Annotated in this window: 22 protein-coding genes; 14 read left to right on the top strand and 8 right to left on the bottom strand. The window is 72.4% G+C overall.

What is annotated here, in order from left to right; translation table 11 throughout:
• Positions 1-93 precede the first annotated feature (93 nt).
• On the bottom strand, positions 94-588 hold the full coding sequence (locus tag AB0D67_RS34305) for an Lrp/AsnC family transcriptional regulator (RefSeq protein ID WP_362945228.1): 495 nt from the start codon (positions 586-588) through the stop codon (positions 94-96).
• A 208-nt stretch (positions 589-796) separates the two neighbouring features.
• On the opposite strand from AB0D67_RS34305, the gene AB0D67_RS34310 reads away from it, so the two are divergent.
• The 8 genes from AB0D67_RS34310 to AB0D67_RS34345 all read left to right on the top strand — a co-directional run bounded on the left by AB0D67_RS34310 (position 797) and on the right by AB0D67_RS34345 (position 9,566).
• Positions 797-2,230 carry a gamma-aminobutyraldehyde dehydrogenase gene (locus tag AB0D67_RS34310; RefSeq protein WP_362945230.1) on the top strand — a complete coding sequence of 478 codons (1,434 nt, stop codon included), beginning with the start codon at positions 797-799 and terminating at the stop codon, positions 2,228-2,230.
• A 26-nt stretch (positions 2,231-2,256) separates the two neighbouring features.
• Complete coding sequence (locus tag AB0D67_RS34315) at positions 2,257-3,405, top strand: ABC transporter ATP-binding protein (RefSeq protein WP_362945232.1); 1,149 nt, start codon at positions 2,257-2,259, stop codon at positions 3,403-3,405.
• Between the two features lie 6 nt (positions 3,406-3,411).
• Positions 3,412-4,659, top strand: a complete 1,248-nt coding sequence (locus AB0D67_RS34320) for a spermidine/putrescine ABC transporter substrate-binding protein (protein WP_362945234.1) — start codon at positions 3,412-3,414, stop codon at positions 4,657-4,659.
• A gap of 7 nt (positions 4,660-4,666) precedes the next feature.
• Positions 4,667-5,518: an ABC transporter permease gene (locus AB0D67_RS34325; RefSeq protein ID WP_362945236.1), complete on the top strand. Its 852-nt coding sequence runs from the start codon at positions 4,667-4,669 to the stop codon at positions 5,516-5,518.
• Positions 5,515-6,357: an ABC transporter permease gene (locus AB0D67_RS34330; protein ID WP_362945238.1), complete on the top strand. Its 843-nt coding sequence runs from the start codon at positions 5,515-5,517 to the stop codon at positions 6,355-6,357. The genes AB0D67_RS34325 and AB0D67_RS34330 overlap by 4 nt, the downstream gene beginning before the upstream one ends.
• A 181-nt stretch (positions 6,358-6,538) precedes the next feature.
• Positions 6,539-7,933, top strand: a complete 1,395-nt coding sequence (locus AB0D67_RS34335) for an FAD-dependent oxidoreductase (RefSeq protein ID WP_362945300.1) — start codon at positions 6,539-6,541, stop codon at positions 7,931-7,933.
• A 183-nt stretch (positions 7,934-8,116) separates the two neighbouring features.
• Positions 8,117-8,647, top strand: coding sequence for an N-acetyltransferase (locus tag AB0D67_RS34340; protein WP_362945240.1), 531 nt, complete (start codon positions 8,117-8,119; stop codon positions 8,645-8,647).
• 31 nt (positions 8,648-8,678) lie between these two features.
• Entirely contained in the window at positions 8,679-9,566 is an 888-nt protein-coding gene (locus tag AB0D67_RS34345; protein ID WP_362945242.1) for an alpha/beta hydrolase, read from the top strand.
• A gap of 107 nt (positions 9,567-9,673) precedes the next feature.
• On the opposite strand, the gene AB0D67_RS34350 is transcribed toward AB0D67_RS34345, so the two are convergent.
• Entirely contained in the window at positions 9,674-10,276 is a 603-nt protein-coding gene (locus AB0D67_RS34350) for a DUF5709 domain-containing protein (RefSeq protein WP_362945244.1), read from the bottom strand.
• A gap of 204 nt (positions 10,277-10,480) precedes the next feature.
• Between AB0D67_RS34350 and AB0D67_RS34355 the strand changes: the two genes are divergently transcribed.
• The 3 genes from AB0D67_RS34355 (at position 10,481) to AB0D67_RS34365 (ending at position 13,322) form a co-directional block, all read left to right on the top strand.
• The gene (locus tag AB0D67_RS34355; RefSeq protein WP_362945246.1) at positions 10,481-11,656 is read left to right on the top strand and encodes a DUF418 domain-containing protein; all 1,176 of its coding nucleotides are present in this window, start codon (positions 10,481-10,483) and stop codon (positions 11,654-11,656) included.
• Positions 11,657-11,664: 8 nt separating this feature from the next.
• Positions 11,665-11,976 carry a hypothetical protein gene (locus tag AB0D67_RS34360; protein ID WP_362945248.1) on the top strand — a complete coding sequence of 104 codons (312 nt, stop codon included), beginning with the start codon at positions 11,665-11,667 and terminating at the stop codon, positions 11,974-11,976.
• Between the two features lie 92 nt (positions 11,977-12,068).
• On the top strand, positions 12,069-13,322 hold the full coding sequence (locus tag AB0D67_RS34365; protein WP_362945250.1) for a cation:proton antiporter: 1,254 nt from the start codon (positions 12,069-12,071) through the stop codon (positions 13,320-13,322).
• A 3-nt stretch (positions 13,323-13,325) separates the two neighbouring features.
• On the opposite strand, the gene AB0D67_RS34370 is transcribed toward AB0D67_RS34365, so the two are convergent.
• Positions 13,326-16,052 (bottom strand): PEP/pyruvate-binding domain-containing protein, encoded by a 2,727-nt coding sequence (locus AB0D67_RS34370; RefSeq protein ID WP_362945252.1) that lies wholly within the window; start codon positions 16,050-16,052, stop codon positions 13,326-13,328.
• Positions 16,053-16,394: 342 nt separating this feature from the next.
• Between AB0D67_RS34370 and AB0D67_RS34375 the strand changes: the two genes are divergently transcribed.
• Together AB0D67_RS34375 and AB0D67_RS34380 are read left to right on the top strand one after the other, a co-directional pair.
• Positions 16,395-17,612 carry an MFS transporter gene (locus AB0D67_RS34375; protein ID WP_362945254.1) on the top strand — a complete coding sequence of 406 codons (1,218 nt, stop codon included), beginning with the start codon at positions 16,395-16,397 and terminating at the stop codon, positions 17,610-17,612.
• Positions 17,613-17,806: 194 nt separating this feature from the next.
• On the top strand, positions 17,807-19,078 hold the full coding sequence (locus AB0D67_RS34380) for an ATP-binding protein (protein ID WP_362945256.1): 1,272 nt from the start codon (positions 17,807-17,809) through the stop codon (positions 19,076-19,078).
• 179 nt (positions 19,079-19,257) lie between these two features.
• Here AB0D67_RS34380 and AB0D67_RS34385 read toward each other — a convergent pair whose 3' ends face one another.
• The 5 genes from AB0D67_RS34385 to AB0D67_RS34405 all read right to left on the bottom strand — a co-directional run bounded on the left by AB0D67_RS34385 (position 19,258) and on the right by AB0D67_RS34405 (position 24,120).
• Positions 19,258-20,190 carry an acyl-ACP desaturase gene (locus AB0D67_RS34385; protein ID WP_362945258.1) on the bottom strand — a complete coding sequence of 311 codons (933 nt, stop codon included), beginning with the start codon at positions 20,188-20,190 and terminating at the stop codon, positions 19,258-19,260.
• A gap of 86 nt (positions 20,191-20,276) precedes the next feature.
• Positions 20,277-20,954: a DUF998 domain-containing protein gene (locus tag AB0D67_RS34390; RefSeq protein ID WP_362945260.1), complete on the bottom strand. Its 678-nt coding sequence runs from the start codon at positions 20,952-20,954 to the stop codon at positions 20,277-20,279.
• A gap of 32 nt (positions 20,955-20,986) precedes the next feature.
• On the bottom strand, positions 20,987-22,237 hold the full coding sequence (locus tag AB0D67_RS34395; protein ID WP_362945262.1) for a glycosyltransferase: 1,251 nt from the start codon (positions 22,235-22,237) through the stop codon (positions 20,987-20,989).
• Positions 22,238-22,400: 163 nt separating this feature from the next.
• Positions 22,401-23,228, bottom strand: coding sequence for a DMT family transporter (locus AB0D67_RS34400; RefSeq protein WP_362945264.1), 828 nt, complete (start codon positions 23,226-23,228; stop codon positions 22,401-22,403).
• 256 nt (positions 23,229-23,484) lie between these two features.
• A complete protein-coding gene (locus AB0D67_RS34405; protein ID WP_362945266.1) occupies positions 23,485-24,120 on the bottom strand; it encodes a VTT domain-containing protein in 636 nt (211 codons plus the stop codon).
• Positions 24,121-24,423: 303 nt separating this feature from the next.
• On the opposite strand from AB0D67_RS34405, the gene AB0D67_RS34410 reads away from it, so the two are divergent.
• The coding region (locus AB0D67_RS34410; RefSeq protein ID WP_362945302.1) for a histidine kinase at positions 24,424-25,740 on the top strand (1,317 nt) is incomplete at its 3' end.

The following is a 25,740-nucleotide window of genomic DNA, read 5'->3' on the forward strand; positions in this document are numbered from 1 at the left end:
CAGCGCCCCGACGCCTCGTGCCGGATAGCGCACTGTGGTCTGGGTAGACGTCCTTACCCGGACCCGCCGTACGGCGGGCGGTCCCCGGGGGCGTCAGCGGGTCCCCCAGGAGTAGGTCTGCTTGTGCAGCTTGAGGTAGACGAACGTCTCGGTGGCGCGGACCGTGGGGATGGCCCGGATCTTGCCGAGGATGTCCAGCAGGTGCAGGTCGCTCTCGCAGACCACCTCGACCATGACGTCCACCGAGCCGGCGGTCAGCACGACGTAGTCGATCTCCTTTATGGCCGACAGCTCGTCGGCCACCGTCTCCAGGTCGCCCTCGCACTTGATGCCGATCATCGCCTGGCGGGAGAAGCCGAGGGTGAGCGGGTCGGTGACCCCGACGATCTGCATGACCCCGGCGTCGAGCAGGCGCTGGACCCGCTGGCGGACGGCGGCCTCGGACAGTCCCACCGCCTTGCCGATCGCGGCGTAGGGCTTGCGGCCGTCGGCCTGCAGCTGTTCGATGATCTGTTTGGAGATCTCGTCGAGGACGACCGTGCCGTGCTTCGCGTCGTTGTCGCGGCGTACCTTGGGCGGGGTCGTCATCCGCGCTCCCTGGCGTCGTGTTAAGGGGTCGTTGCGAGCGTCGCACGCCCTGCCGACATGTTGCGGCTCGCTGCGACATGCTGTCAGTTTTTATGGCTCTGTCAAGCGATTTCGTCGCGATTTGGTATCTTAACAACGAAATCCCTTGTCGCGTAGGCTCTCCTCTGTAAGAGTCCCCATAACCAAGCCACCTCACAGGAGGTCAACGGTGACCACCCGTCTGCAGAACTATGTCAACGGTGAGCTCGTGGACGCCAAGAGCGGCCGGTTCTCCGACGTCATCGACCCCTGCACCGGAGAGGCATACCTGCAGGCGCCGATCTCCGGCGCGGAGGACGTCGACGCCGCCTACGCCGCCGCGGCCGCCGCCTTCGAGTCATGGAGCCTGCTGACCCCCGGTGAGCGGGCCAATCTGCTGCTCAAGGTCGCGGACGCCCTCGACGCGCGTGCCGAGGAGATCAACGAGGCCGAGTGCCGCAACACCGGCAAGCCCCGCGCCCGGATGGCCGAGGACGAGACCCCGGTCGCGGCCGACCACTTCCGCTTCTTCGCCGGTGCCGCCCGCACCCTGGAGGGGCCGACGTCGGGTGAGTTCCTCGCCGACCACACCTCCGTGATCCGGCACGAGCCGATCGGCGTCGTCGGCCAGGTCACCCCCTGGAACTACCCGATGATGATGGCGGTCTGGAAGATCGCCCCCGCGCTCGCCGCGGGCAACACCGTCGTGCTCAAGCCGTCCGACACCACCCCGGTCTCCACCCTCAAGATGGCCGAGATCATCGGTGAGGTCCTGCCGAAGGGCGTCTTCAACGTCGTCACCGGCGACCGCGAGACCGGCGCTCTCGTGGTGGGCCACCCGACCGCCCAGATGGTCGCCATCACCGGCTCGGTCGGCGCCGGCATGGCCGTGGCCAGGACCGCCGCCGAGGACGTCAAGCGGGTCCACCTGGAGCTCGGCGGCAAGGCCCCGGTCATCGTCTTCGACGACGTCAAGGACTTCAAGGCCGCCGCCGAGGCGATCGCCATGGGCGGTTTCTACAACGCCGGCCAGGACTGCACCGCGGCCTGCCGGGTGCTGGTCCACGAGGACGCCCACGACGAGTTCGTCGCGGCCCTCGTCGAGGCGGCCACCGCCACCGTGACCGGCGACCTGTCCAACGAGGACGCCCTCTACGGCCCGCTCAACAACGCGGACCAGCTGGCGCGGGTGGCCGGCTTCATCGAGCGGGCGCCCGGCCACGCCAAGGTCCTGACCGGCGGCCGGCGGATCGGCGACAAGGGATTCTTCTTCGCCCCGACCGTCGTCGACGGCCTCCAGCAGGACGACGAGATGGTGCAGAACGAGGTCTTCGGGCCCGTCATCACCGTCCAGACCTTCTCCGACGAGGCCGACGCCGTGGCCAAGGCCAACGGTGTCCGGTACGGCCTCTCCAGCTCGGTCTGGACCTCCGACCACGGCCGGGCGATGCGGGTGTCGAGGCGACTCGACTTCGGCGTCGTGTGGGTCAACACCCACATCCCGTTCGTCTCCGAGATGCCGCACGGTGGCTTCAAGCACTCCGGCTACGGCAAGGACCTGTCGGTCTTCGGGCTCCACGACTACCTGCGAGTCAAGCACGTCATGCACTACATCGGCGAATAGCCGCGAAACAAGAGGGACAGCCTGGTATGACCGAAACCCAGGCGGATGTGGAGGCGGTGGTCTCCACCGCCTCCGGCCCGCCCCCGGTGCCCGCCATCGAACTCGACGGAGTCGTCAAGGAATACCTCGCCCACGGTGAGGTCGTCCAGGCGGTCAAGGGCGTCACCCTGACCATCGCCGAGGGCGAGTTCTTCTCGCTCCTCGGCCCCTCGGGGTGTGGCAAGACCACCACCATGCGCATGATCGCCGGGTTCGAGGACCCGTCGCGCGGCACGGTGCGGCTGCACGGCCGGGACGTGACCGACGTCCCGCCCAACAGACGCGACGTGAACATGGTGTTCCAGTCGTACGCGCTCTTCCCGCACATGAACGTCTGGGAGAACGTCGCCTTCGGCCTGCGGCGCAGGAAGGTGGCCGACGCCGAGATAAAGCGTCGCGTCGGCGAGATGCTGGAGATCGTGGACCTCGGCGGGCGCGAGAAGCGCCGCCCCCGCGAGCTGTCCGGCGGCCAGCAGCAGCGGGTGGCCCTGGCCCGGGCCCTGGTCAACCGGCCCAGCGCGCTCCTGCTGGACGAGCCGCTGGGCGCCCTCGACCTCAAGCTGCGCCAGGCCATGCAGATCGAGCTCAAGCGCATCCAGCGCGAGGTCGGCATCACGTTCGTCTACGTCACCCACGACCAGAGCGAGGCGCTCACCATGAGCGACCGCATCGCCGTCATGAACGACGGCCTGGTCGAGCAGCTCGCCGCGCCCCGCCAGATCTACGAGCGTCCCGCCAGCGCGTTCGTCGCCGGGTTCATCGGCACCTCCAACCTGATCAGCGGGACGGTGGACCGCGTCGAGGACGGCTGCGCCGTACTGCTGCTCGAAGACGGAGGACGGGTCCTCGCCGGGGAGGGCGGGCACCGGGCGGGGGACGCGATCGCGGTCACCGTACGCCCGGAGAAGATCATGATCTCCACCGAGGAGCCCGCGGCGGGTCTGAGCGCCGTGCGCGGCACCGTCGCCGAGGTCGTCTACCTGGGCCTGTACAACAGCTACGCGGTGCGCCTGCCCGGCGGCACCGAGGTAACCGTCTTCCAGCAGAACGCGCTCGACAGCACGAGCACGGCCGAGCGCGGCGACGCGGTCTGGCTGTCGTGGCGGCCGCAGCACTCTTACGTGATCGGAAGTTGAGCCACCATGCACCACGACTCCTCACTCGACACCGCCCTGCTGCGCGGCATGACCCGGCCCCGCTCGGTGACCCGCCGCGACGCCTTCCGCCTCGCCGGCCTGTCGGCCGCCGGGATGGCCCTGGCCGCCTGCGGCGTGCAGGGCAAGAAGGCCGCCCCGCCCATAAAGGACGGGATCGCCGACTACTGGGCGTCCAAGAAGAAGAACGGCGCCCTGCGGTTCGCCAACTGGACGCTGTACATCGACAAGGAGGACGGCCGCTACCCCTCCCTGGAGAAGTTCACCGCCGACACCGGCATCAAGGTGACCTACACCGAGGCCATCCAGGACACCCCCTCCTTCTTCGGGAAAATCCAGCCGCTGCTCGCCTCGAACACCGACATCGGCTACGACCTGATGGTCATCACCAACGGCCTGCACCTCAGCAAGGCCATCGCGCTGGGCTACCTGGTGCCGCTGGACCACGCCAGGCTGCCCAACTTCGCGGCCAACGCGGCGGAGAAGGTCAAGAACCCCACCTGGGACCCGGACAACACCTACACGATCCCCTGGACGGCGGGCCTGACCGGCATCGCCTACAACCCCAAGTACGTGGACGAGGTCACCAGCATCAACGACCTGTGGAACCCCAAGTACAAGGGCAAGGTCGGCATGATGCTCGACCCGCAGGAGGTCGCGAACTTCGGGATGTTCGCCGAGGGCATCGACCCGGACAAGTCCACCGAGGCCGACTGGCGCAAGGCCGCAGCGAGGCTGCAGAAGCAGCGCGACGACGGCCTGGTGCGCAAGTACTACGAGAACGACTACGTCGACGCGCTGGCCCGGGGCGACATCTGGATCACCATGGCCTGGTCGGGTGACATCTTCCAGCAGGTCGCCGAGGGCAAGGACCTCAAGTTCGTGATCCCCCAGGAGGGCGGCACGATCTGGACCGACAACATGTGCATCCCCAAGACCGCGCAGAACCCGCTCGACGCGCTCACGTACATGGACTACGTCTACCAGCCGAAGATCGCCACGATGCTGGTGGAGGCCATCAACTACATCACCCCGGTGCCGGGCACCAGGGACCTCGTCCTGGCCGACGCCGCCAAGGCGAGCGGCGACGACAGGAAGTCGCTGGAGCAGCTCGCGAAGAGCCCGATGGTCTACCCCGCCGAGGCCGACATGGCCCGGCTGCGGTCCTACAAGGCCCTCACCGCGGCCGAGGAGAAGATCTTCGAGTCCGTCTTCCAGCCGATCACCCAGGGCTAGGCGAACGATGAGGCGCTTCGCCCCCTACCTGCTCATCCTCCCGGGCGGGCTGTGGCTGGTGATCTTCCTGGTGGTGCCGATGGTCTTCATGGCCTCGGTGTCCACCCAGGAGGGCGACGTGGTCAACGGCTTCGTCCAGACGTTCAACCTGTCGATCTACGGCGACGTCCTGTCGCAGTACGGCACGCAGTTCCTGCGCTCGGCCGGGTACGGCCTGGTGGCGACGGTCATCTCCATCGTGCTGGCCTACCCGACGGCCTACTGGATCGCCTTCAGAGGCGGCTCCCGCAAGTCGACCTACCTGCTGCTGGTGCTGCTGCCGTTCTTCGTGTCGTTCGTGCTGCGCACCGTGTCGTGGAAGTTCCTGCTGGCAGACAACGGGCTGCTGCTGTCGCCGCTGAAGTCGCTGGGCGTGGTGCCCGGCGACTTCCACGTGCTGCAGACGACGGTGGCGGTGATCGGCGGGCTGGTCTACAACTACCTGCCGTTCATGATCCTGCCGATCTACGTGGCCCTGGAGCGGGTGGACCCCCGCGTCGTGGAGGCCGCGCGGGACCTGTACGCCGCCCGCCGGCAGGCGTTCACCAAGGTCGTGCTGCCGCTGTCGCTGCCCGGCGTGTTCGCCGGGGTGCTGATGACGTTCGTCCCGATGACCGCCGACTACGTCAACGCCGAGATCCTCGGAGGCCCGGCGAACACGATGATCGGCAACATCATCCAGTCCAGGTTCCTGGTCAACAACGACTATCCGTCGGCCGCGGCGCTGTCGTTCGCGCTGATGGCGGCGATGCTGCTCGGCATCTTCGCCTACGCCAGGGCGCTGGGCACCGAGAACGTGCTGGAGGCCGCGGCCCGATGAGCACCGCCACCGCCGCCCCCGTCCCCGCGTCCGCGTCCGCGCCGGCGCCCGCCCGGCGCCGCCGCCACCTCCTCGACCGGCTGCTCAAGGTCTACGTCTGGCTGATCCTCGCCTGGCTGTTCCTGCCGATCGTGGTCATGATCATCTTTGGCTTCAACGACACCAGGAGCAAGTCGAACGTCACCTGGCAGGGCTTCACCTTCAAGTGGTGGGGCATGCTCGACCAGGACCCCAAGCTGATCGAGGCGGTCGTCAACTCCCTGGAGATCGCCGTGCTCGCCACGGTCATCACCACGGTCATCGGCACGCTGATGGGCCTGGCGATGGGCCGCCACAGGTTCCGCGGGCTGGGCGCCGTCAACCTGGTGCTCTTCGCCGCCATCGCCTCGCCCGAGCTGGTCATGGGCTCCTCCCTGCTGTCGCTGTTCGTCAGCGCCGGGGTGCAGCCGGGCTTCGTGACCGTGGTCATCGCGCACGTGCTGTTCTCGCTGTCGTTCGTGGCGATCACCGTACGGGCCCGGGTCGTGGGGCTCGACCCCTCGATCGAGGAGGCGGCGCGCGACCTCGGGGCGTCCACGTGGACGACGTTCTGGCGCGTCACGTTCCCGATGATCCTGCCCGGCGTCGTCTCGGGCGCGCTGCTGGCGTTCGCGCTGTCCATCGACGACTTCGTGATCACCCAGTTCACCAGCGGCGCCCTCCAGACGTTCCCGCTGTGGATCTGGGGCGCCACCCGGATCGGGGTCCCGCCGCAGGTCAACATTCTGGGAACCCTTATATTCGCGGTAGGCGTGGTGATCGCCGTGGTCAACACGGTCACCGCCCGCCGCCGCACCTAGCGTCGTCAGGCCCCGTATCGCCAGCGGTTGGCGGCACGGGGTTTCGGCGTACCCGGAAGATGTCCCCGGCACAGAACAGGGAGGCGAGATCGGATTCAGGCGGGGGGAACCCGCGTGTGACCTCTGAGGTCACGCGATACCTAGACAACGAATTTCAACTCACCGTAGGGAAGTGAGATTTGTGGATCCGCTGAAGGCTCTTGCTGACGCGGAGCGCAAGCCGTACTGGCTCGACAGTCCGGCGAAACCCGAGCCGCTGCCGCGGCTCCTCAAGGACACGACCGCCGATCTCGCGGTGGTCGGCGGTGGCTTCTCGGGGCTGTGGACCGCCCTGATGGCCAAGGAACGCGACCCGTCCCTCGACGTGGTCCTGCTGGAAGGACGCGGGATCGGCTGGGCGGCCTCCGGCCGCAACGGCGGGTTCGCGGTGGCGTCGCTCACCCACGGCCTCGCCAACGGGCTGGAACGCTGGCCCGAGGAGATCACCACCCTGGAACGGCTGGGCCGGGCCAACCTCGACGAGATCGGCGAGACCGTCGGACGGTACGGCATCGACTGCGCCTACGAGCGCACCGGCGAACTGCACGTGGCCACCGAGCCCTGGCAGCTCGACGAGATGCACGAGAGCGTCCGGGCGGCGCGGGAGCTGGGCCTGGACCACGACGTCCTCGGCCGCGACGAGATCCGGGCGGAGGTGAACTCGCCCACCTACGCCGGCGGCTACTGGGAACGCGACGGCTGCGCCATGATCGACCCCGCCCGGCTGGCCTGGGGGCTCCGGCGGGCCTGCCTGGAGCTGGGCGTGCGCGTCCACGAGCGCACGCCGGTACGCCACATCCGGGACAACCGGGCCACCATGGACCTCGTCACCCCGCGCGGCACCGTCAGGGCCGCGAGGGTCGCGCTCGGCACCGGTGTGTTCCAGCCGCTGCTGCGCAGGCTGAAGCACTTCCTGGTGCCGGTCTACGACTACGCGCTGGTGACCGAGCCGCTGTCTCCTGAGCAGCTCGCCTCCGTCGGCTGGCGCAACCGCCAGGGTGTGGGCGACTCGGCCAACCAGTTCCACTACTACCGGCTCACCGCCGACAACCGCATCCTGTGGGGCGGCTACGACGCGGTCTACTACAACGGCGGCCGCATCAGGCCGGAGTACGAGCAGCGCGACGAGACCTTCGCCAAGCTGGCCGAGCACTTCTTCACCACCTTCCCGCAGCTCGACGGGGTGCGCTTCACCCATCGGTGGGGCGGCGTCATCGACACCTGCAGCAGGTTCAGCGCCTTCTACGGCCAGGCCCACGGCGGGCGGCTCGCCTACGCCGTCGGCTACACCGGCCTGGGGGTCGCCGCCACCCGCTTCGGGGCCAACGTCATGCTCGACCTGCTCGCCGGGGAGCCGACGGAGCGGACCGGACTGCGGATGGTCCAGGAGAAGCCGATTCCCTTTCCACCGGAACCGGTCCGCTCGGCGGGGATCCAGATGACACGCTGGTCGCTCGCCCGGGCCGACCTTCACGAGGGCCGCCGCAACCTGTGGCTGCGCACCCTGGACCGGATGGGCCTCGGCTTCGACTCCTGAGACGTCCTCCGAGACGTCTTCCGTGGCGTTCTCTGAGGCGTCCTCTGGGGCGTCCCGTCCCGGGGAGCGGGGCCTGACACGGCCCCGCTCCCCGGCACGGGCGGCCACGCCGGATGCGGTTCGCCGGGGCGCCGGCCGATAATCCGATTGCGGGGCCCGGCCGGTCAGGTGCAGGGTGGGCGGATGATCGTCCGCCGCGAGAGCCCCGCCGACATCGACGCCGTCCACGAGGTGACGGCCGCCGCCTTCGCCAAGCCCGATCGGCTCGGTGAGGCGCCCGCCGAGGAGACCCTGCTCCGCGAGCTCCGCGGCTGCGACGGGTGGATGCCCGGACTGTCCCTCGTCGCGATCGGCGCGGACGGCGAGGTCGCCGGGCACGTGCTGGGCAGCCGCGCCCACATCGCGGGGACTCCGGTCGTCGCCGTCGGCCCGGTGAGCGTCCGCCCCGGCCACCAGCGGCGCGGCGTCGGCCTCGCCCTGCTGCACACCCTCCTCGGGGCCGCGGACGCCATGGGCGAGCCGATGGCGGTGCTGCTCGGCTCGCCCGCCTACTACTCGCGCTTCGGCTTCCGGCCCGCCACGGAGTACGGCGTCGTGCCCCCGGTGCCGGAATGGGAGCCGTTCTTCCAGGTCCGCGTCCTGTCGGCGTACGACCCGGACGACCCGCGCCTGCACGGCACCTTCGCCTACGCCGAGCCTTTCAACCATGTCTGACACGCCGAGGGAGTCGTACAGACTGGGGCGCATGACCGAGAGGGTTGAATTCGAGGCCGACGGGATCACGCTCGTCGGCGACCTGCGGACGCCGGACGGCCCCGGCCCGCACCCGGCGCTGGTCCTCACCGGGCCGTTCACCGGCACCCGCGACCAGGTGACCGGCCTGTACGCCGAACGGCTGACCGCCGCCGGATACGTGACGCTGGCCTTCGACCACCGCAACTGGGGGGAGTCCGGCGGGACGCCGCGGCAGCACGAGGACCCGCAGGGCAAGCTGCACGACCTGCGGGCGGCGGTCTCGCTGCTGCGCTCGCGGCCCGAGGCCGACGGCGCCAGGATCGGCGCGGTCGGGATCTGCCTGGGCGCCGGCTACGCGCTGAAGTTCGCCGCCTTCGACCCCCGGGTGCGGGTCTTCGCCGGGATCGCCGGGGCCTACAACAGCCCCTACGCCATGCGCGCCGGGATGTCACCGGCCGGGTACGAGGAGGCGCTGGCCTCCTTCACCGAGGTCCTGGAGCGCCAGGACCTCGGCGGCGAGGCCGAGTACGTCCCCGCCGTGGCGGCGGGGGGTGAGGCGGCCATGCCGGGCGACGAGCCGTACGCCTACTACGGCACCGGGCGCGGCGCGTCCCCGCACTGGCGCAACCGGGTCACCCGGGCCTCGATCCGCGAGCTGGTCACCATGGACAACATGACCGGCGCCGACTTCCTGTCGCCCAAGCCCGGCCTGGTGGTGCACGGCGTCGTGGACCGCTTCTGCTCCCCGGAGGGCGCGGAGGAGGCATACAAGCGGATGGACGAGCCCAAGCGGCTCGTCTGGCTCGACGCCCGGCTCCACATCGACCTGTACGACGCCGAGCCGCACGTGAGCCGGGCGGTGGAGGCCGTCACCGCCTTCCTCGCCGAGCACCTCTGACGTCCCGGGGACGGTTCAGGGGCGGCCAGGGACCACCCCCGGCCGCCTCCCCGGTACGGAGCGGCCGCCGGGGACCCGGGCGCTCCGGTGTCACGCCCTCCCCGGTGTCACTCCGGCTCGATGTGCATGGCGGCCTCCTCGGCGGTGTAGCCGCCGAAGTCCGCGCCGACGTCCTCGGCGATCATGTCGGGCTCGGTGTCGGTCGCGGCGCCCTGGTCGGGCTCGACCAGCCGGCCCGCCTGACGCGGCTCGTCGTCGCCGTACCCGCCGACCGGCCCGGACGGCTGCGACCGGTAGCCGACGTCGATGTCCTCGTCACGCTCGTAGTCGGTGTTGAGGTCCGAGCCCACGCCGAGACCGCTGGTCTGGGTCACCTGCTCGTCGAGGCTGTCCGGGATGTCCGGGTCGAGGCCGTCCTCGCCGGTGGCCGCCTCGTCCTCGCCGCGGCCGGCCCCCTCGCCCTCCTCGGTCCCGAACAGCGGCTGGGGTTCGGGCTCCTCACGGCTGAGGCGGCCGTCGAGGGGCTCCCCGGCGCTCCACTCCTCGGCCGTGGTCCCGTAGTCGTCCAGCGCGCCCGGCTGGTCGGCGGGCAGGGGTTCCTCCTGCGGGTCCATCGCCCACTGCTGTTCGGGCGTCCCCTCCTGAAGGTCAGGGATCCCCTCGTCCTCGGCCCGTGAATACGGGTCGCCCGGCATGTTCCGCCTGTCCACAGCGATCCCCCTCCGATCATCTCGCCGTCCTTGCGGTGTTCCTCCTGTCACCCGTGCCCACCCCGTCGCGGACATAACGAGACGTATGTATCCGTCCTCTCGCCTCACCCGCCGGTCGGAGGGCGACCGGTCCGCCGTTCGATGTACGCCGCGACGGTTCCGGGGGAGGATGTCCGGCCGGGCCGGGTCCGAAATCGTGGGAACGTGACGACACGACGCATCGACGCGCTGGACCTGCTCCGGGGCATCGCCATCATGGGGACGCTGGGCACCAACATCTGGATCTTCACCAGTCCGGTGGGTCCCGCCGGGGTGCTGGACGCGCTGGGCGGGACCGGCGCGGTGGAGACCTTCCTGCGTTTCCTGACCAACGGCAAGTTCCTCGCCCTGCTCACCCTGCTCTTCGGGATCGGGCTGGAACTGCAGTACCGCTCGGCCGCGCGCCGGGGCGCGCCGTGGCCCGGCTGGTACCTCTGGCGCGCGGGGCTGCTGTTCGTCGAGGGGCTCCTGCACTACCTGCTGGTCTTCGAGTTCGACGTGCTCATGGGATACGCGGTGACCTCGGTCGTGGTGGCCTACCTGATAGGCCGGAGCGACCGGGTGATCAACGCGTGGATGACGGGCGCCGGGGTGGTGTTCGCGTCGATGGTCGGCCTGGTCACCCTCGTCCTGATGTACGGCGACGTCTCCACGCCGCCCTCCGGGCCGGCCACGCTGTTCACCGACGGCTCCTACGCGGACCAGGCCGCGACCCGGATCGAGTTCTTCGGCCTCTACCGGCTGGAGGCCGTGTTCATCGTCCCGCTCGGGATCACCCTGTTCCTGCTCGGCGCCCGGCTGATGCGCGCCGGGGCGCTGGAGGACTCCGCCCGCGGCGCCGCGCTCCGCGGGCGGCTCATGGCGGCCGGGCTCGGCGTGGGCGTGCCGCTGAACCTGCTCACCTCCTTCGCCGGGGGCGACTGGGTCCTGGTCGACCGCTACCTGCTGCCGCCCCTGGTGGCCCTCGGGCTGCTCGCCCTCGTCACCGCCGCCGCGCACCGGATGAGCCGTCTCTCCGGCGGGACCCCCGGTCCCGCGCGGCGCGGCCTGACCGCGGTCGGGCGCACCGCGCTGAGCTGCTACGTGGCCCAGAACCTGATCGCGTCGGTCCTCTGCTACGGCTGGGGCCTCGGCCTGGCCGCGAGGCTCGCGGACCTGCGGCCGTGGTGGACGGTGGCCGCCTGGGCCGCCATCTGCCTGCTGCTGGTGACGCTGTCGACGCTCTGGCTGCGCCGTTTCCAGCGGGGACCGCTGGAGTCGGTCTGGCAGTGGGCCTACGCCGCACCCCAGCGTCGTTTCATGACAGATGGTAAAGTGGCGGACAATTCCACCAAGAGTTAGGGCACGGTTTGCCGCGGAGGATCGTCGGTACGGTCGCCGCGATCCTGCTGTCCCTGTTCGCCGTCGTCCACGCCCCCCTCGCGACGCCCGGCGACCGTCACCACGCACCCGGCGTCGCCGTCATGCTGGCGGGCGGCGCCGTACTGCCTCCGGCGGCACCGCACCAGACCGACCACTTCTCCGCGGCCCCCGAGGCCGGGCGGATCACCGGCCCCGGGCAGGGGACCCGGCTTCCGATCCGGCCCTCACGGGTGCGCCTCGCCGTGCCCGCCGTACGCGACCTCCCCGGCCCGCGGGCGCCTCCGCCGGGCGATCTCTGACGCACCGACACCGAGATCGCTCCACAGGAGGTTTCCAATGTTCGACGAATGTGTGTTCACCATGCCCGGACTCCATCCGGAAGGCGGGCCGCATGGCACTGGGTGACGCTCTCATCGCCCTGGGCGGGTCCTTCCTGGCCGCCGGGATCATCGCCAGGATCGGCAACCGCATCGGGCTGCCGACGATTCCGCTGTTCATGCTCGCGGGCATCGTGTTCGGCCCGCACACCCCCGGCCTCGCGCTGGTCGAGAACCCGGCGGACCTCAAGCTCATCGCCGCGCTCGGCCTGATCTTCCTGCTGTTCTACCTCGGCCTGGAGTTCTCCCTCGACGACCTCGTCGAGGGAGGCAGGCGGATGGTCCTGGCCGGGGCCCTCTACATCCTGCTCAACGTCGGAGGCGGCCTGGCCTTCGGGTTCGCCGTCGGCTGGGGGTTCCGCGAGGCGATGGTCCTGGCCGGGGTCATCGGCATCTCCTCCTCGGCCATCGTGACCAAACTGCTGATCGACCTCGGCCGACTCGGTGACCCGGAGAGCCGCCTCATCCTGGGTGTCATCGTGGTCGAGGACGTCTTCCTCGCGCTCTATCTCGCCGTGCTGCAGCCGGTGCTCAGCGGGGCGGACTCCTTCGCCGCCGCGGCCGCCTCCTTCGGCAGGGCGTTCGCCTTCCTGATCGTGCTCACCGCGCTGGCGCGCTGGGGCTCCCGGCTGGTCAACCGGCTCGTCAGCACCAGGGACGACGAGCTGCTCGTGGTGATGTTCACCGGTCTGGCGATCTTCACCGCCGGAGTCGCCGAGGAGTTCGGCGTGTCCGACGCCATCGGGGCCTTCATGGTCGGTCTCATCCTGAGCTCGACCAAGGCGGCGCCGCGCATCCGGCAGTTCGTCCATCCGCTCAGGGACGCGTTCGCCGCGCTGTTCTTCTTCGCCTTCGGCCTGTCCATCGAGCCGGGCGACATGCTCTCGGTGGCCTGGCCGATCGCGGCCGCGGTGGCGATCACCCTGGTGCTCAACGTGGCGGCCGGGACGGCGGCCGCGAAGCTGAACTCCTTCGGCAGGAGGGAGGCGGTGAACATCTCGCTCACCGTGCTCTCGCGCGGCGAGTTCGCGCTGGTCCTGGCGACGATGGCGCTCGCCGCCGGGCTGGACGCGAGGCTCGCTCCGTTCATCGCCGGGTACGTGCTCGTTCTCGCCCTGCTCGGGCCGCTGATCGCCAGCCGGTCGGAGGCGATCGTCCGCCTCCTCTCCCGGCGTTCCACGAGGAAGCGGGCGAAGAAGCCGGCGGAGGACCCCCAGGAGGAACCGGCGGAGGATCCCGCGGAGAGGGAATCGCGGGATCCGGCCTGACCCTCAGGGAACGGTGATCGTTCCGGAGGTGCCGTCCACGGTGATCCGCAGGCCGGTGGAGACCCGCTCGGTCGCGTGCGCGACGCCCACGACGGCGGGGATGCCGTACTCGCGGGCCACCACCGCGCCGTGGGAGTTGGCGCCGCCCATCTCCATCACCAGGCCGCCGGCGGTCAGGAAGAGCGGCGTCCAGCCGGGATCGGTGGAAGGGCAGACCAGGATCTCGCCCGGCGCCAGGTGCGCGCCGACCGGGTCGAGCACCACCCTGGCGACGCCGGTGACGGTACCGGCCGACGCGGGGGTGCCGGTGAGCGAGCCGTCCGCCGGGGCGCCCGGCTGCCGGACGGCCTCGGGTTCGGTGCCGTCCGACAGCAGCACGCGGGGCAGGTGCCTGCGCAGCAGCTCGCGGGCGGCCTCCTGGCGCCGCTCCGCCACCACACCGGCCGGCGTGCCGGGGTGGCGGGGCGGCGCGGTGAGGGCCGCCCTGACCTCGGGGAAGGTCAGGAGGAAGACGTCGTCCGGGCGGGACAGCAGGCCGCGGTCCGCCAGGTCGGCGCCGACGGCCGCCAGTTCGGCGCGCATGGCGGCCAGGACCGACACCAGGTGGTGCTTGGGCAGCTCGCGCAGGCCCGCCAGGGCGCGGGTCCGGCCGAGCGCGAACCGGATGACGCGGCCGCGGAGGCCCCCCGCGCGGGCGGCCAGCGTCCCGACCATGCGCTCGGCCTCCGCGGCGCCCTCGGCGAAGAGGGCGTCGGGGGCCAGGGCCGGGTCGTCGAGACGGAGGTAGTTGGCCAGGACCCCGATGACGTGCTGGGGGTCCTCCGACCACCGGGGCACCCCGAGGTCGATCTCGGCGACGGTCCGCATGCCGTGGGCGGCGAGGAAGCCGCGCAGCCCCTCGCGCACGACGGCCGGCAGCGTCCCGTCGTGGAAGCGCGTGGCGAGCTCGGCCGCGGGGGTGTCCAGCAGGAGCGCCGCGGCGTCCGCGTCGGCGCGGATCCGGGAGGCCAGGTGCCACAGCTCCAGGTCCATCTCGGTGGTCACGTTGTGCGGGAGCCCGCGCAGGACGGTCTGCAGCTCGCCCGGCCGGGCCAGGCCGCCGAGGAGACGGTGGGCCAGGCCGAGCATGGCGAACCCGGCGGCCGGGGCGGGCGCGATCCTCGGTATCACCTGGAAGACGCTGTCGCCGAGCCTCCGCTCGACGTGGTCGAGCCGTTCCAGGGAGGTGGCGCCCGGCGGGGACGCGAGCCGGGACCGCGTCTCCGCCGTCAGCCGTTCCACCCGCCGGCGCGCCGCCTCAGGGTTGAGCAGGGCCTGCGCGGCCCGCTCCGGAATCCGGTGACGGGCCGCGACGCGGGCCGCCCGGAGCAGGGCGGGCCGCACGGAGCGCCGGGTGACGGTGAAGCGGGGGTCGTCGGCCAGGGCGCGGAGCACCTTCGCCGACCTGGCCTCCATCACGTCGAGGAGCCGGGGGAGGATCGCCCGGCCCGCCCGGCTGCGTATGACACCGGTGACGTCGGCGAACATCCGTCCGGCGGCCTCGGCGAAGACCGGGGCACCGGCCTCGCGGTCGTGCACCGGAAAGCCCAGCACCCCGGCGCCCGCGGCCGACAGCAGCCGGAAGGCCGACATGCCCATCGGGGTGATCGGCCGGTAGACGCCCTGGGCGACGCTGAGCGAGAAGTAGATCCGCGTGCCGTCGCCGTCGCCCGTCTCCCCGCTTCCCGGGCGGTGCTCGGGGATCGGGAAGAGGGTGGTGATCGGGCGCGCCTGGGTCAGCCACAGCGCTCCGGCGGCGTCGACGGCCCACTCGATGTCCTGCGGCGCGCCGTAGTGGGCCTCGACCTGGCCGCCCAGCTCGGCCAGCGCACTGACCTGCGCGTCGGTCAGGCAGAACTCGTCCGCACCGGCTCCGGCCCGCTCGACGCGCTCGACGCCGCCGCCCGGGGCCGGCCGTACGGCCAGCCGCTTGTCACCCGGCCGCCGCTCGGTGATCCGCCCGGTGGCGACGTCCACCACGAAGTGGTCGGGGTTGACCGCGCCGGAGACCACGGCCTCTCCCAGGCCGGGGGCGGCGTCGATCACCGCCTCACGCCGCCTCCCGGTGACCGGGTTGGCGGTGAACATCACCCCCGCCACCTCCGGCTGGACCATCTCCTGGATCACCACGGCCAGCCGCACGCTCCGGTGGTCGATGCCGTGGGCGGCCCGGTAGGAGGTGGCCCGGTCGGTCCACAACGAGGCCCAGCAGCGCCGGACCGCCTCCAGCGTCGCGTCCGCGCCGACCACGTTGAGGTAGGTGTCCTGCTGGCCGGCGAAGCTGGCGTGCGGCAGGTCCTCGGCGGTCGCCGAGGAGCGGACCGCGACGGGGCCGCGCGCGCCGAGCCGTACGGCGTCGGCGATGTCGGCGGGGACGGGGGCGTGGAGCACGAGGTCGCGGGCCCGGGAGGCCAGCTCGCCGAGGGATGCGACGTCGTCGGCGGGGACGGCCGCCAGGGCGTCGAGCACCTCCTCCAGGCCCGCGCCCGCGGCGACCCTGCGGTATGCCTCGGTGGTGACGCACACGCCCGGCGGGACGGGGAACCCGGCGGCGGTGAGCACCCCGAGGTTGGCGGCCTTCCCGCCGACCTCGGGGAGCGACTCCGAGCCGATACCGGCGAACCGGAGGACCAGCGGGGCGGATGTCTGCGGGCCGGACTCGACGCGGTCCGTGGGATCGGCGGCGTTCAACGGGCATCTCCTCGGGCCGCTGCTCGCACCTGAGGGCCGGTGCGTGCCCGTAACGCTAGGCTCGGCCCGCAAATAAGTCAACAAGTGATGAAATAAAGCGGGCGGCTCTCGTCCTCGCGCTCGCGGCCTGGCCGGTCCTGCGGGCGGTCCGCGGACCGGCGAGGAATGAGAAGTGCCCTGTTTAGGGTAAATTGTCTGCTTGGTGTGCTCGAAGCGGCGCACCCGTAATGACCGCACGGCGGCCGCGATCCCGCGGTATCTACCCCGGTCGAAGCCCACCACGACGGTGCGGCTCGCCCCGGCCGGGTGACGCCCTCCGTCTGGACCCTGGACGGAGACCCCTTGAAGTCCTACCTGGCCGTCCTCGGCCTGCCCGGAGCCTGGCGCTTCCTCGTCCCCGCGTTCGTCGCCCGCCTGCCGTACGCCATGCTGCAGATCGGCATCCTGCTCCTGGTGCAGTGGTCCACCGGCTCGTACGGCGCGGCGGGGATCGCCTCGGCCGCCGCGGCCGTCGCCCAGGCGCTCGTCGGCCCGCAGACCGGGCGGCTGGCCGACCGGTACGGCCAGCCCAGGGTGCTCGTCCCGCAGGCCGTCCTGCACGCCGCCGCGCTGGGCGCGCTGCTGGCGCTGGCCGCCTCGCACGCCTCACCCGTCGCGCTCACCGCCGTGGCGGCGCTGGCCGGCGGGTCGATGCCGCAGGTCGGCTCGATGGTGCGGGCCCGCTGGGCGAACGTGCTGGGCGGTTCCGGCAGGCTGGGCACGGCCTTCGCGCTGGAGTCCATGACCGACGAGCTGACCTTCACCCTCGCCCCCGTGCTGCTGGTCGCCCTGTCGACCGGTTACTCGCCCGTCTGGGCGCTGCTCGCGGCCCTCGTCATGGTGGTGGCCGGCACGCTCGTGTTCGCCGGGGTCCGCGAGGGCGCCCCCGAACCGGTGCCGGTCCGCACCCGCTCCCGGCGCGGGGTGCTGCGGCTGCGGGGCGTGGCCCCGCTGGCGGTCGCCTTCGCCGCGCTCGGCACCGTCTTCGGCAGCCTCCAGGTCGGCGTCACCTCCTCGACGGCGGCGCTCGGTCAGGCCGCCGCGGCGGGACCGGTCTACGCGACCTTCTCCGCCGCCAGCTTCGCCGGAGGGCTCCTCTACGGCGTCGTCCGCTGGAGGACCGGCGCCCCGGCCCGGCTGGCCGCCGCCCTGGGCCTGCTCTCGGCGGCCACCGTCGCGCTGTGCTTCGCCGGGTCCGTCCCCATGCTGTACGGCGGGGCCGCCGCGGCCGGTCTCCTCATCGCCCCGGCCGTCATCACCGGCTACACCCTCGCCGAGGGCCTCGTCCCGGCCGAGGTGCGGACCGAGGCGTTCACCTGGCTCAACGGCGGGATCGGCCTGGGCATCGCCACCGGCGCCGCCGTGGCGGGCCAGCTCGTGGACCGCTTCGGCGCGTCCCTGGCCTTCCTCGTCCCGCCGGTCACCACGGGCCTGGCCGCCCTGCTGGTGCTGCTCTCCCTGCGTCTCCTCCGGCCCGTGCCCGAGCCCGTCCCCGCGCGCGAACCGGCCCTGACCGCCTGAACCCCCGCCCGCGGGCCCGTACCAGCCAGGAGCCCGCACAGGGCCGGTACGGGGGTCGTCCCGGGAGCCCGGCCGGCCGGACTCGGACGGTACGGCTGATCGGACACGAACAGTACGGCTGATCGGACATGGATCATGCGGCTGATCGGACACGAAGCACCTCCCGGGAGGCCGGATGGTGGCATCATCGGGGTATGTCTGAGCCGGTCACGCCCTTGGGAAAGGTGATCCGCCGCAACGCGGAACGCCTGGTCCGCGAAGCCCTCACCGACACCCGCGTAGTGCTCGTCAACGGAGCTCGTCAGTCGGGCAAGAGCACGCTGACCGCTCTCATCGCGAGCGATCACGAGAACCCCCTCACCCGGAACCTCGACCGTCCGGACGTGCTCGCCGCCGCGCAGGAGGATCCGAACACTTTCGTGGAGCATCCGGGTCTGCTCGCCATCGACGAGATCCAGTACGCGCCGGAACTCCTGCTTCCCATCAAGTATCAGGTGGGCACCGACCCCCGTCCCGGGCGCTTCCTGCTGACCGGCTCGGCGAGGGTGCTGGGCCTGAAGTCCCTTCCCGACGCGCTGCCCGGGCGAATGGAGACCATCGAGCTGTGGCCGTTCTCCCAGGGAGAGCTTGAAGGCGCGGTGGACGGCTTCGCCGAATCCGTCTTCCATCTGGCGGACGGCCCGCTTCCGGTCCTGCCCGGCGACAGCCGGCGTGCCCTGGCCCTGCGCATCGCACGAGGGGGGTTTCCGGAGGCGGTCGCCCGTTCTGATCCGCGACGTAGGCGGCGCTTTCTCGGGTCGTATGTCAACACGTTGATCGAGCGGGACATCCGGGATCTGGCCGGCATCTCCAAGCCCGCAGATCTGAAGCGGCTGCTTCAGATCGTGGCGGCACGGACAGGGCGGTTACTCGTGGCGGCGAACATGGCGTCGGAGCTGAGCGTGTCGGCCAGGACCGTGCAGCGATATCTCGATCTCTGTGAGGAGATATTCCTGATCAAACGGATTCCCGCGTGGTCGGGCAACCTCGCCACCCGCGCCGTCGTGACCCCGAAGGTCGCGTGCGTGGACTCGGGGATCGCCGCCTATCTCCTCGGGCTCGATGAGAACAGGCTGGCGACGGGTGGGGACCTGTTCGGACCACTGCTGGAAGGGTTCGTGCTGATGGAGCTGTCACGGCAGCTCAGCTGGGCCGACGAGGACATCCGTCTCTTCCACTACAGGACCAGGGACCAGGTGGAGGTCGACGCCGTACTCGAAACCGCCGATGGGCGCGTCGCCGGTGTCGAGGTCAAGGCGAGTGCCACGGTCAGAAGCGAGGACTTCCGGGGGCTTCGGCTGCTGGAACGCCAGACGGGCGACGCGTTCGCCGCGGGCGTCGTCCTCTACACCGGCGATCAGTCGCTGAGCTTCGGCCCCAGGCTGAAGGCGCTGCCGGTCAGCGCGCTCTGGCGGATGCGGCTCTGACGGACGGCCTGTGAGGCCGTACTCCGCTCGTCTTCGGGAGATCGGCTCCTGCCTACCGGGCGCTTCGCCGCCGAACGCGCGACCCGGTGGAGCGGTGATCGCGCGGGCCGCGGACGGTCCCGGCCGTCCAGCGGTTCCGTGGCCGCCCCGGAGGCGGGGCGGCCACGGCCGGAAGGCGGTCAGGAGCCGGCGGCCTCGCGGGCGCGGCGGGCCTCGCGGCGCTCGACGAAGCGCGAGGCGGTCACCTCGAGGCGGTCGAGGAACTCCGACAGCTCCTGCCGGGCCTTGTCGCCCTCGCCGTCCAGGTCCTCGCGCTCGAACACCGACCACTGCCGCAGGACCGGCATGATGACGTCGTCGAGGTGCAGGCGCAGGTCGTAGATCCCGGCGTGGGCGATGGTCATCGCCTTGCGGGTGAAGCCCTGGATGCCGGTGCCGGGCATCTGGAAGGTGGTCACCACATCGGTGACGGCGCGCATGGTCTGGCCCGGGTTCAGCTCGAAGGCCGCGCTGAGCAGGTTGCGGTAGAAGAGCATGTGCAGGTTCTCGTCGGCGGCGATCCTGGCGAGCAGCCGCTCGCAGTTCGGGTCCCCCGAGGCCTTGCCCGTGTTGCGGTGGGAGATGCGGGTGGCCAGCTCCTGGAAGGAGACGTAGGCCAGCGAGTGCAGCACGCCCTCGTAGGAGTTGGTGAACCCCTCCTCCATGTGCGACATCCGGGCCCGCTCCAGGGCGACCGGGTCCACCGCCCGGGTGACCGTCAGGTAGTCGCGGATGGCGGTGCCGTGGCGGCCCTCCTCGGCGGTCCAGCGGTGCACCCAGGTGCCCCAGGCGGCGTCGCGGCCGAAGGTCGTGGCGATCTCGTGGTGGTAGCTGGGGAGGTTGTCCTCGGTCAGCAGGTTGACGATCAGGGAGGTCCGCGCCTCCTCGGGGATCGTGGAGTCGGTCTCGGACCAGGCCTCGCCACCGAAGATCCCGTCGTAGTCGCGGCCCTCGGACCACGGCACGTACTCGTGCGGGAACCACTCCTTGGCCATTTTGTGGTGCCGGTCGAGTTCTCCGGCGACGACGGGCTCGAGTTCGAGTAGCAGCTCGGTCTGGCTGAACTCCCGCATAGGACCTCTTCCTCACTCTCTACGGTTCCGTAACCTACGTTAGCGTAGGTAAAAGCGGCCCCTGCGGCGGGGATATGTCTCTTTTATTACTGTCCGGTAGGTTTCATCTCGCGCTCAAGGAACGCCGGCCCCGCATCCGGAGAAGCGGCCGGCGGCCGGACCGCGCGGGCCCGGGCACCCCGCCCGCCCGCGTGCCGGGCCGCCAGGAGGACCACGGCCGCGTCGCCCAGCAGTGCCAGCCGCTCCAGCAGGCCGTGGTGGCCCGGACCGCCGACGATCTCCGCGAACGGCGATCCCGGGCGTGCCGCGAGGAACGCCGCCAGCGCCGCCACCGACAGACCGGCCGCCAGCGACAGCAGCGGTTCGCCGAACCGGCGCCCGAGCAGCCGGCCCGCGCAGGGCAGCGCGGTGAGGACCACGGCCGCCGCCCAGTGGTGGACCTCACCGCCGCCGGAGGCGACCCCGGGGGCCGCCTCGACGGGGAAGACCGCGGTGAGCAGCAGGCCCAGCGCCGCCGCGACGAGCAGGACGCGCGCCGCGGCGCTGCGCGCCGGATCCACCCGGGTCAGGCCGTAGGCCGTCCACACGCAGCTCATCGCCAGCGCGATCACGGAGACGGCCATCGCCCAGCCGCTCGGTCCGAACAGCGCGTAACGACCGGTCGGCTCGGTCATCGGATCCACCGATCCGGCCGCGGCCAGATGGGCGTAGGCCATCGCCGCCAGGGCCAGGCCCGCGCAGGCCATCGCGGGCCGTCGCCACACCGGGTCCTCCTCCGCTCCCACCCGGTCACCCCTCATCGCGCGACATCCCGGTAGATCGCCTCGAACCGGGCGAGGGACACCTGATGGTCGTGGGTGAGCGCGATCATCCGGCTCGCCGAGCCCATGGCGGCCCGCCGCTCCGGCGCCCCCAGCAGGTCGCCCAGGCGGCGCGCCAGCTCCAGCGCGTCCCCGGGCCGGTAGAGGTGACCGTTCCCGCCGGGCCGTACCAGGTGGGGCAGGGCCATCGCGTCGGCGGCGACGACCGGCAGCCCCGACGCCATGGCCTCCAGCGTCGCGATGCTCTGCAGTTCGGCCACCCCCGGCATGGCGAAGACGTCGGCGGCGGCGTAGGCGTCCGGGAGCGACTCGTCCGGGACGAAACCGAGGAAGAAGACCCGGTCGCCGACCCCGATCCGGTGCGCGAGCCGGGCGAGCGACTCGCGCTGCCCGCCTGTGCCGGCCAGTGCGACCTGCGCGTCATGGTCGTTGAGCACGTGCGGCAGCGCCCGGATGAGCTCGTCCAGCCGCTTCTCCTCGTCCAGCCGCCCGACGAACAGCACGGTGTGGCGGTCCGGCAGGCCGAGCGCCTCGCGTGCCAGAGACCTGAGGCCGCCGCGCGGCTGGAACCGGCGCAGGTCGATGCCGCACGAGACCGGCTCCACCGGACGGCTGAAGCCCTTGCCCGCCAGCAGTTCGGCGGCGATCCGGGTCGGCGTGGTCACCCGGTCGGCCCGGGAGAAGACACGCCGGAAGTCCCGCCAGGCCAGTTCGCCCACCCGGTCGCGGAGCGCGCCCGGGACGTGGGCGAACTGGAAGAGGTTGTCCGGCATGAAGTGGTTGGTGGCCACCACCGGGACGTCCGCGCGCCGGGCCGCCGAGATCGCGGCACGGCCCACCACGAAGTGCCCCTGCGCGTGGACCACGTCCGGCGAGACGGCCGCCACCAGATCGTCCAGCCGCGACGGCACCGAGATCCGCATCGTCGGGTGCACCAGCACCGGCACCGACCGCAGCCGGTGCACCGTCACCCCGTCCGCGTACTCGGTCCTGGCCGGTCCCTCGTCGGAGGCGCAGGCCACGTGGACCTCGTTGCCCCGGGCGGCCAGCCCGCAGGCCAGCCGGTGGGTGAAGGAGGCGGCGCCGTTCACGTCCGGCGGGTAGGTGTCGGTGGCGATCAGCACCCGCCGCGGCCGGACGACAGGAAGAGCGCGGCCCGGTACGGTGACCGGCGCGGCGGCGGGGGCGGGCGCGACGGGCGCGAGGGGAGCGGGAGCGGTGATCATCGATGGGACTCCGTTCGGAGGGGTTCGGGGGAAGGCCGGAGGCGGCTCGCGGGGGCGGCTCACGGAAGCGGCTCACGGAAGCGGGGAGCCGGCGGACGGCCGGGGACGGTCGGGTGCGGTCGGGACGTGGTGTCAGCGGGGCCGGGAGCGGGATCCGCGGGGTTCAGCGGGCCGGGGGGACGTGCGTGGCGGGCGGTGGACCGGTGCGGGCCAGTGCGACGGTGCCGCAGACGGCCAGCAGCGCGGCGGCCAGCGCGGTCAGCGCGGCCGTCGCACCGGTCGGCAGCGGCTCGCCCAGCAGGACGGCCCCGAGGACGACCGCGGTCAGCGGGTCGGCCACCTGCAGGGAGGCGAAGGCGACGCCGAAGTGACCGCAGGCGTAGGCGCGCTGCAACAGGCCCAGCGCGGCCAGGGCGGGCAGCGGCGCGGCGAGCAGCAGCCACGGCTCCCAGGAGCCGTCGACCAGCACCCGGGTCAGCGTGGCGGTCGCGCCGTACAGCACGCCCGCCGCCATCGCCAGCAGCCCGGCCCGCGCGGTGGGGGAGACGCGCCGGGAGACGGCCAGCAACCCCAGGGCGGCGGCGGCCGCCCCCGCGAGCAGGGCCACCGCCCCCCAGGGGTCGAGGCGGGCGTCACCGGTGTGCTCCGGCACGGTCAGCACCAGCCCGGCCAGCCCGGCGGCGACCGCCGCGGCGGCGGCCAGTTCGCGCGGCCGCGGCCTGCGGTGTTGCAGGGCCGCCGCGCAGGGCAGGGCGAACAGCAGGCTCGCCACCCCCAGCGGCTGGACCAGCGTGAGCGGCCCGTACCTCAGCGCGAGGACGTGCAGCGCGGTGCCGGCCGCGATGGCGAGGCCGCCGAGCAGCCAGCGCGGGCGCCTGGCCAGATGACGCAGCGCGACCCGGTCCGGCCCCGTCTCCGACTGCTGCAGCGCGGCGCCGAGCGCGAAGAACAGGGACCCCAGCAACGCCAGGCCGACGGCCGCCACGCTCATGGATCCTCCTCCGTCACGCTCTTTCCGCCCCCCGCCGTCCGGCAGGACACGGCTCCCTCCCGTTACCGGCTCTCCTCCGGCCCCGGGTCCTCTCCTTCCGATCACGACACGGCGAGGTGGCCGGAACGTCTCGGCGAGGCGTCCGGAGGACGTCCTCCGGCGAACCTCTGGCAGCCTCCCGCGGTCGCGGCACCCCGATCCATCGGGGTCGTCCCTGACTTCGGCGCGGATTCCCCCGGGGACGGGTCGGGGTCGGTCAGTCGTCCGAGACGGCGAGGACCGGCTCCCGCTTCGGAGCCCCGGCGGCCCGCCGCCGCACGTGCCGGACCGTCTCGGCCACCGCGGTGACCGACAGGGCGATGCCGAGACCGAGCAGCAGCCCCTTGAGCGGATCGTGCTCGAACGCCGCGCCGCCCACGTAGCCGATCAGCACCGAGTAGACCGACCAGGTGACGGCCGCGACCGCGTCGAAGAGGGCGAACGACCGCCGGGGGTAGGCGACCGCGCCCATGGTGAGGGTGCAGGCCGTACGGCCCCCGGGGATGTAGCGGGCCGCCACCAGGACGAGCCCGCCGCGTTCGGCCAGCGCGCGCCGCGCCCAGGCGAACGCCCGGCCGCCGCCGCGACCGCCCCTCCGCAGCCGGCCGTTCGCCGAGCGTCCGATGGCGTAGGAGATGTGGTCGCCCGCGAAGGCGCCCAGCGCCGCCACCGCGATCACCGCCGCGACATCGGGCGCGCCGGTGGAGGCGGCGAACACGCCCGCCGTGATGACGGACGTCTCGGCGGGCACCACGGGGAAGAACCCGTCGAGCAGCGCCAGCGCGAACAGCGCCAGGTAGATCCAGGGGGAGGACATCGCCTGCTGTACGGCGTCGAGAATGGCCTGCGTCACGGACGCGCTCCTCATCGGTGGGGGTCGGGTGCGGGCGGATCCGGCCGGTGCCGGGGGATCCCCCCAGCACGCTGGAGGACCGCCGGACTCCGGGCATCGGGGAAGGGCCCCCGGACCTCGGGACGGCGTCCCTGAGATCTCCCGGGGACACCGCCGGAACTCGTGCGCCACCGACGCTAGGACGCCGGCCGCGGCCGGCACATCGGACGTTCCGCCCGGGCCGCCCCCTACTTTCGACGGGGGTCGGACCCGGTCCCGGGGAGGAGCCGCCCGGTTCCCGGGACTTGTAACGTCACGAAGGTGATGAGAAGGATGGGGCGGCCGGACCGGCGGGAGGCCGTGACGGCCCTGCTGCTCTGCCTGCCGGCGCTGCTGTTCCCCGCCCCTCCGCCCTGGCTGGGACCGTCCACCGCCTGGACGCCGCTGTGGACCGCGGCCGCCGAGGTGGCCGTGATCTGCGCCGCCGTGCTCGCGGGCCGCCGCGCGCCGGTGCCGGCCATGCTGGCCGTGCTGGTGGCGGGGACGTGGAACGTCGCCGAGGGAGCGGCCACCTTCCAGCTCGGGGGCCTGGACCTGCCGTCGTTCAAGGTGCTGCCGATGAACGGCCTCACCCTCGCCGTCATCGTGCTGAGCCTCCGGGCCGGCCGTCGCGCGCCGGACGCCCGTCCCGCGCTCGGGGCGTTCGCCGCGCTCCTGGGCATCGGAGCCGTCGCGGTCCTCGCCCTCTCCCTCCTCGGCGGCCCGCGGCCCGCCCCGGCCGTCACCGCCTTCTGGCTGCCCGCCCTGTCGGGCGTCCTGCTGTCCGGCCTGCTGCCCTGGAGCATCGGCCTGCTGCTCCGGCAGCGGGCCGAGCAGCGCCTGCGCGAACGGCGGCTGGCCGCCGGCCAGGCACGGCTGCGCGAGCGCAACCGCATCACCCAGGACATGCACGACTCCATCGGCCACGACCTCGCGCTCATCGCGCTGCGCGCCGCGGCCCTGGAGATGGCGCCCGACCTGCCCGCACGGCACCGCCGGGCCGCCGGGGAGCTCCGCGAGGCCGCGGCCGACACCACCGAACGGCTCCGCCGGGTCATCGGCGTGCTCCGCGAGGACGATCCGGCGTCGCTGACCCCGCCGGAGGAGAGCGTCTCCGACGTCGTCGAACGGGCCGCCGCCTCGGGGATGCGGGTGGAGCTGCGCGGCGACGGATCACTGCGCGACCCCGCCGCCCGCAGGGTCGTCCAGGAGTCCCTGACCAACGCGGCCAAGCACGCCCCCGGCGCGTCCGTGACCGTTCGGGTGCTCGGCGGGCCCGCCGGGGTCACCGTCGAGGTGACCAATCCGGCGTCCCGGGTGGCGCCGGGCCGCCCGCCCGGCGCGTCCGGCGGGATGGGCCTGGAAGGGCTGCGCGAGCGGGTACGGCTGGCGGGCGGCGTGTTCGAGGCGGGCCCGCGGAACGGCGGCTTCCGGGTCACGGCCCGCCTTCCCCACGCGGAACGGCCCGGCGGTGAGCGGCTCGATGGGGAGCGGTCCGACGGTGAGCGGCCCCACGCGGGACGGTCCCGCGGGGAGCGGTCCGGTGCGGAGCGGTCCGGTGCGGAGCGGTCCGGTGCGGAGCGGTCCGGTGCGGAGCGGTCC

The organism is Streptosporangium sp. NPDC048047 (assembly GCF_040653115.1).
GTDB lineage: Bacteria > Actinomycetota > Actinomycetes > Streptosporangiales > Streptosporangiaceae > Streptosporangium.

Coding starts and splice junctions, on each gene's coding strand:
- AB0D67_RS34305 (WP_362945228.1), bottom strand. CDS start 588: ATGACGACCCCGCCCAAGGTACGCCGCGACAACGACGCGAAGCACGGC.
- AB0D67_RS34315 (WP_362945232.1), top strand. CDS start 2,257: ATGACCGAAACCCAGGCGGATGTGGAGGCGGTGGTCTCCACCGCCTCC.
- AB0D67_RS34320 (WP_362945234.1), top strand. CDS start 3,412: ATGCACCACGACTCCTCACTCGACACCGCCCTGCTGCGCGGCATGACC.
- AB0D67_RS34325 (WP_362945236.1), top strand. CDS start 4,667: ATGAGGCGCTTCGCCCCCTACCTGCTCATCCTCCCGGGCGGGCTGTGG.
- AB0D67_RS34330 (WP_362945238.1), top strand. CDS start 5,515: ATGAGCACCGCCACCGCCGCCCCCGTCCCCGCGTCCGCGTCCGCGCCG.
- AB0D67_RS34340 (WP_362945240.1), top strand. CDS start 8,117: ATGATCGTCCGCCGCGAGAGCCCCGCCGACATCGACGCCGTCCACGAG.
- AB0D67_RS34345 (WP_362945242.1), top strand. CDS start 8,679: ATGACCGAGAGGGTTGAATTCGAGGCCGACGGGATCACGCTCGTCGGC.
- AB0D67_RS34365 (WP_362945250.1), top strand. CDS start 12,069: ATGGCACTGGGTGACGCTCTCATCGCCCTGGGCGGGTCCTTCCTGGCC.
- AB0D67_RS34380 (WP_362945256.1), top strand. CDS start 17,807: ATGTCTGAGCCGGTCACGCCCTTGGGAAAGGTGATCCGCCGCAACGCG.
- AB0D67_RS34385 (WP_362945258.1), bottom strand. CDS start 20,190: ATGCGGGAGTTCAGCCAGACCGAGCTGCTACTCGAACTCGAGCCCGTC.
- AB0D67_RS34395 (WP_362945262.1), bottom strand. CDS start 22,237: ATGATCACCGCTCCCGCTCCCCTCGCGCCCGTCGCGCCCGCCCCCGCC.
- AB0D67_RS34400 (WP_362945264.1), bottom strand. CDS start 23,228: ATGAGCGTGGCGGCCGTCGGCCTGGCGTTGCTGGGGTCCCTGTTCTTC.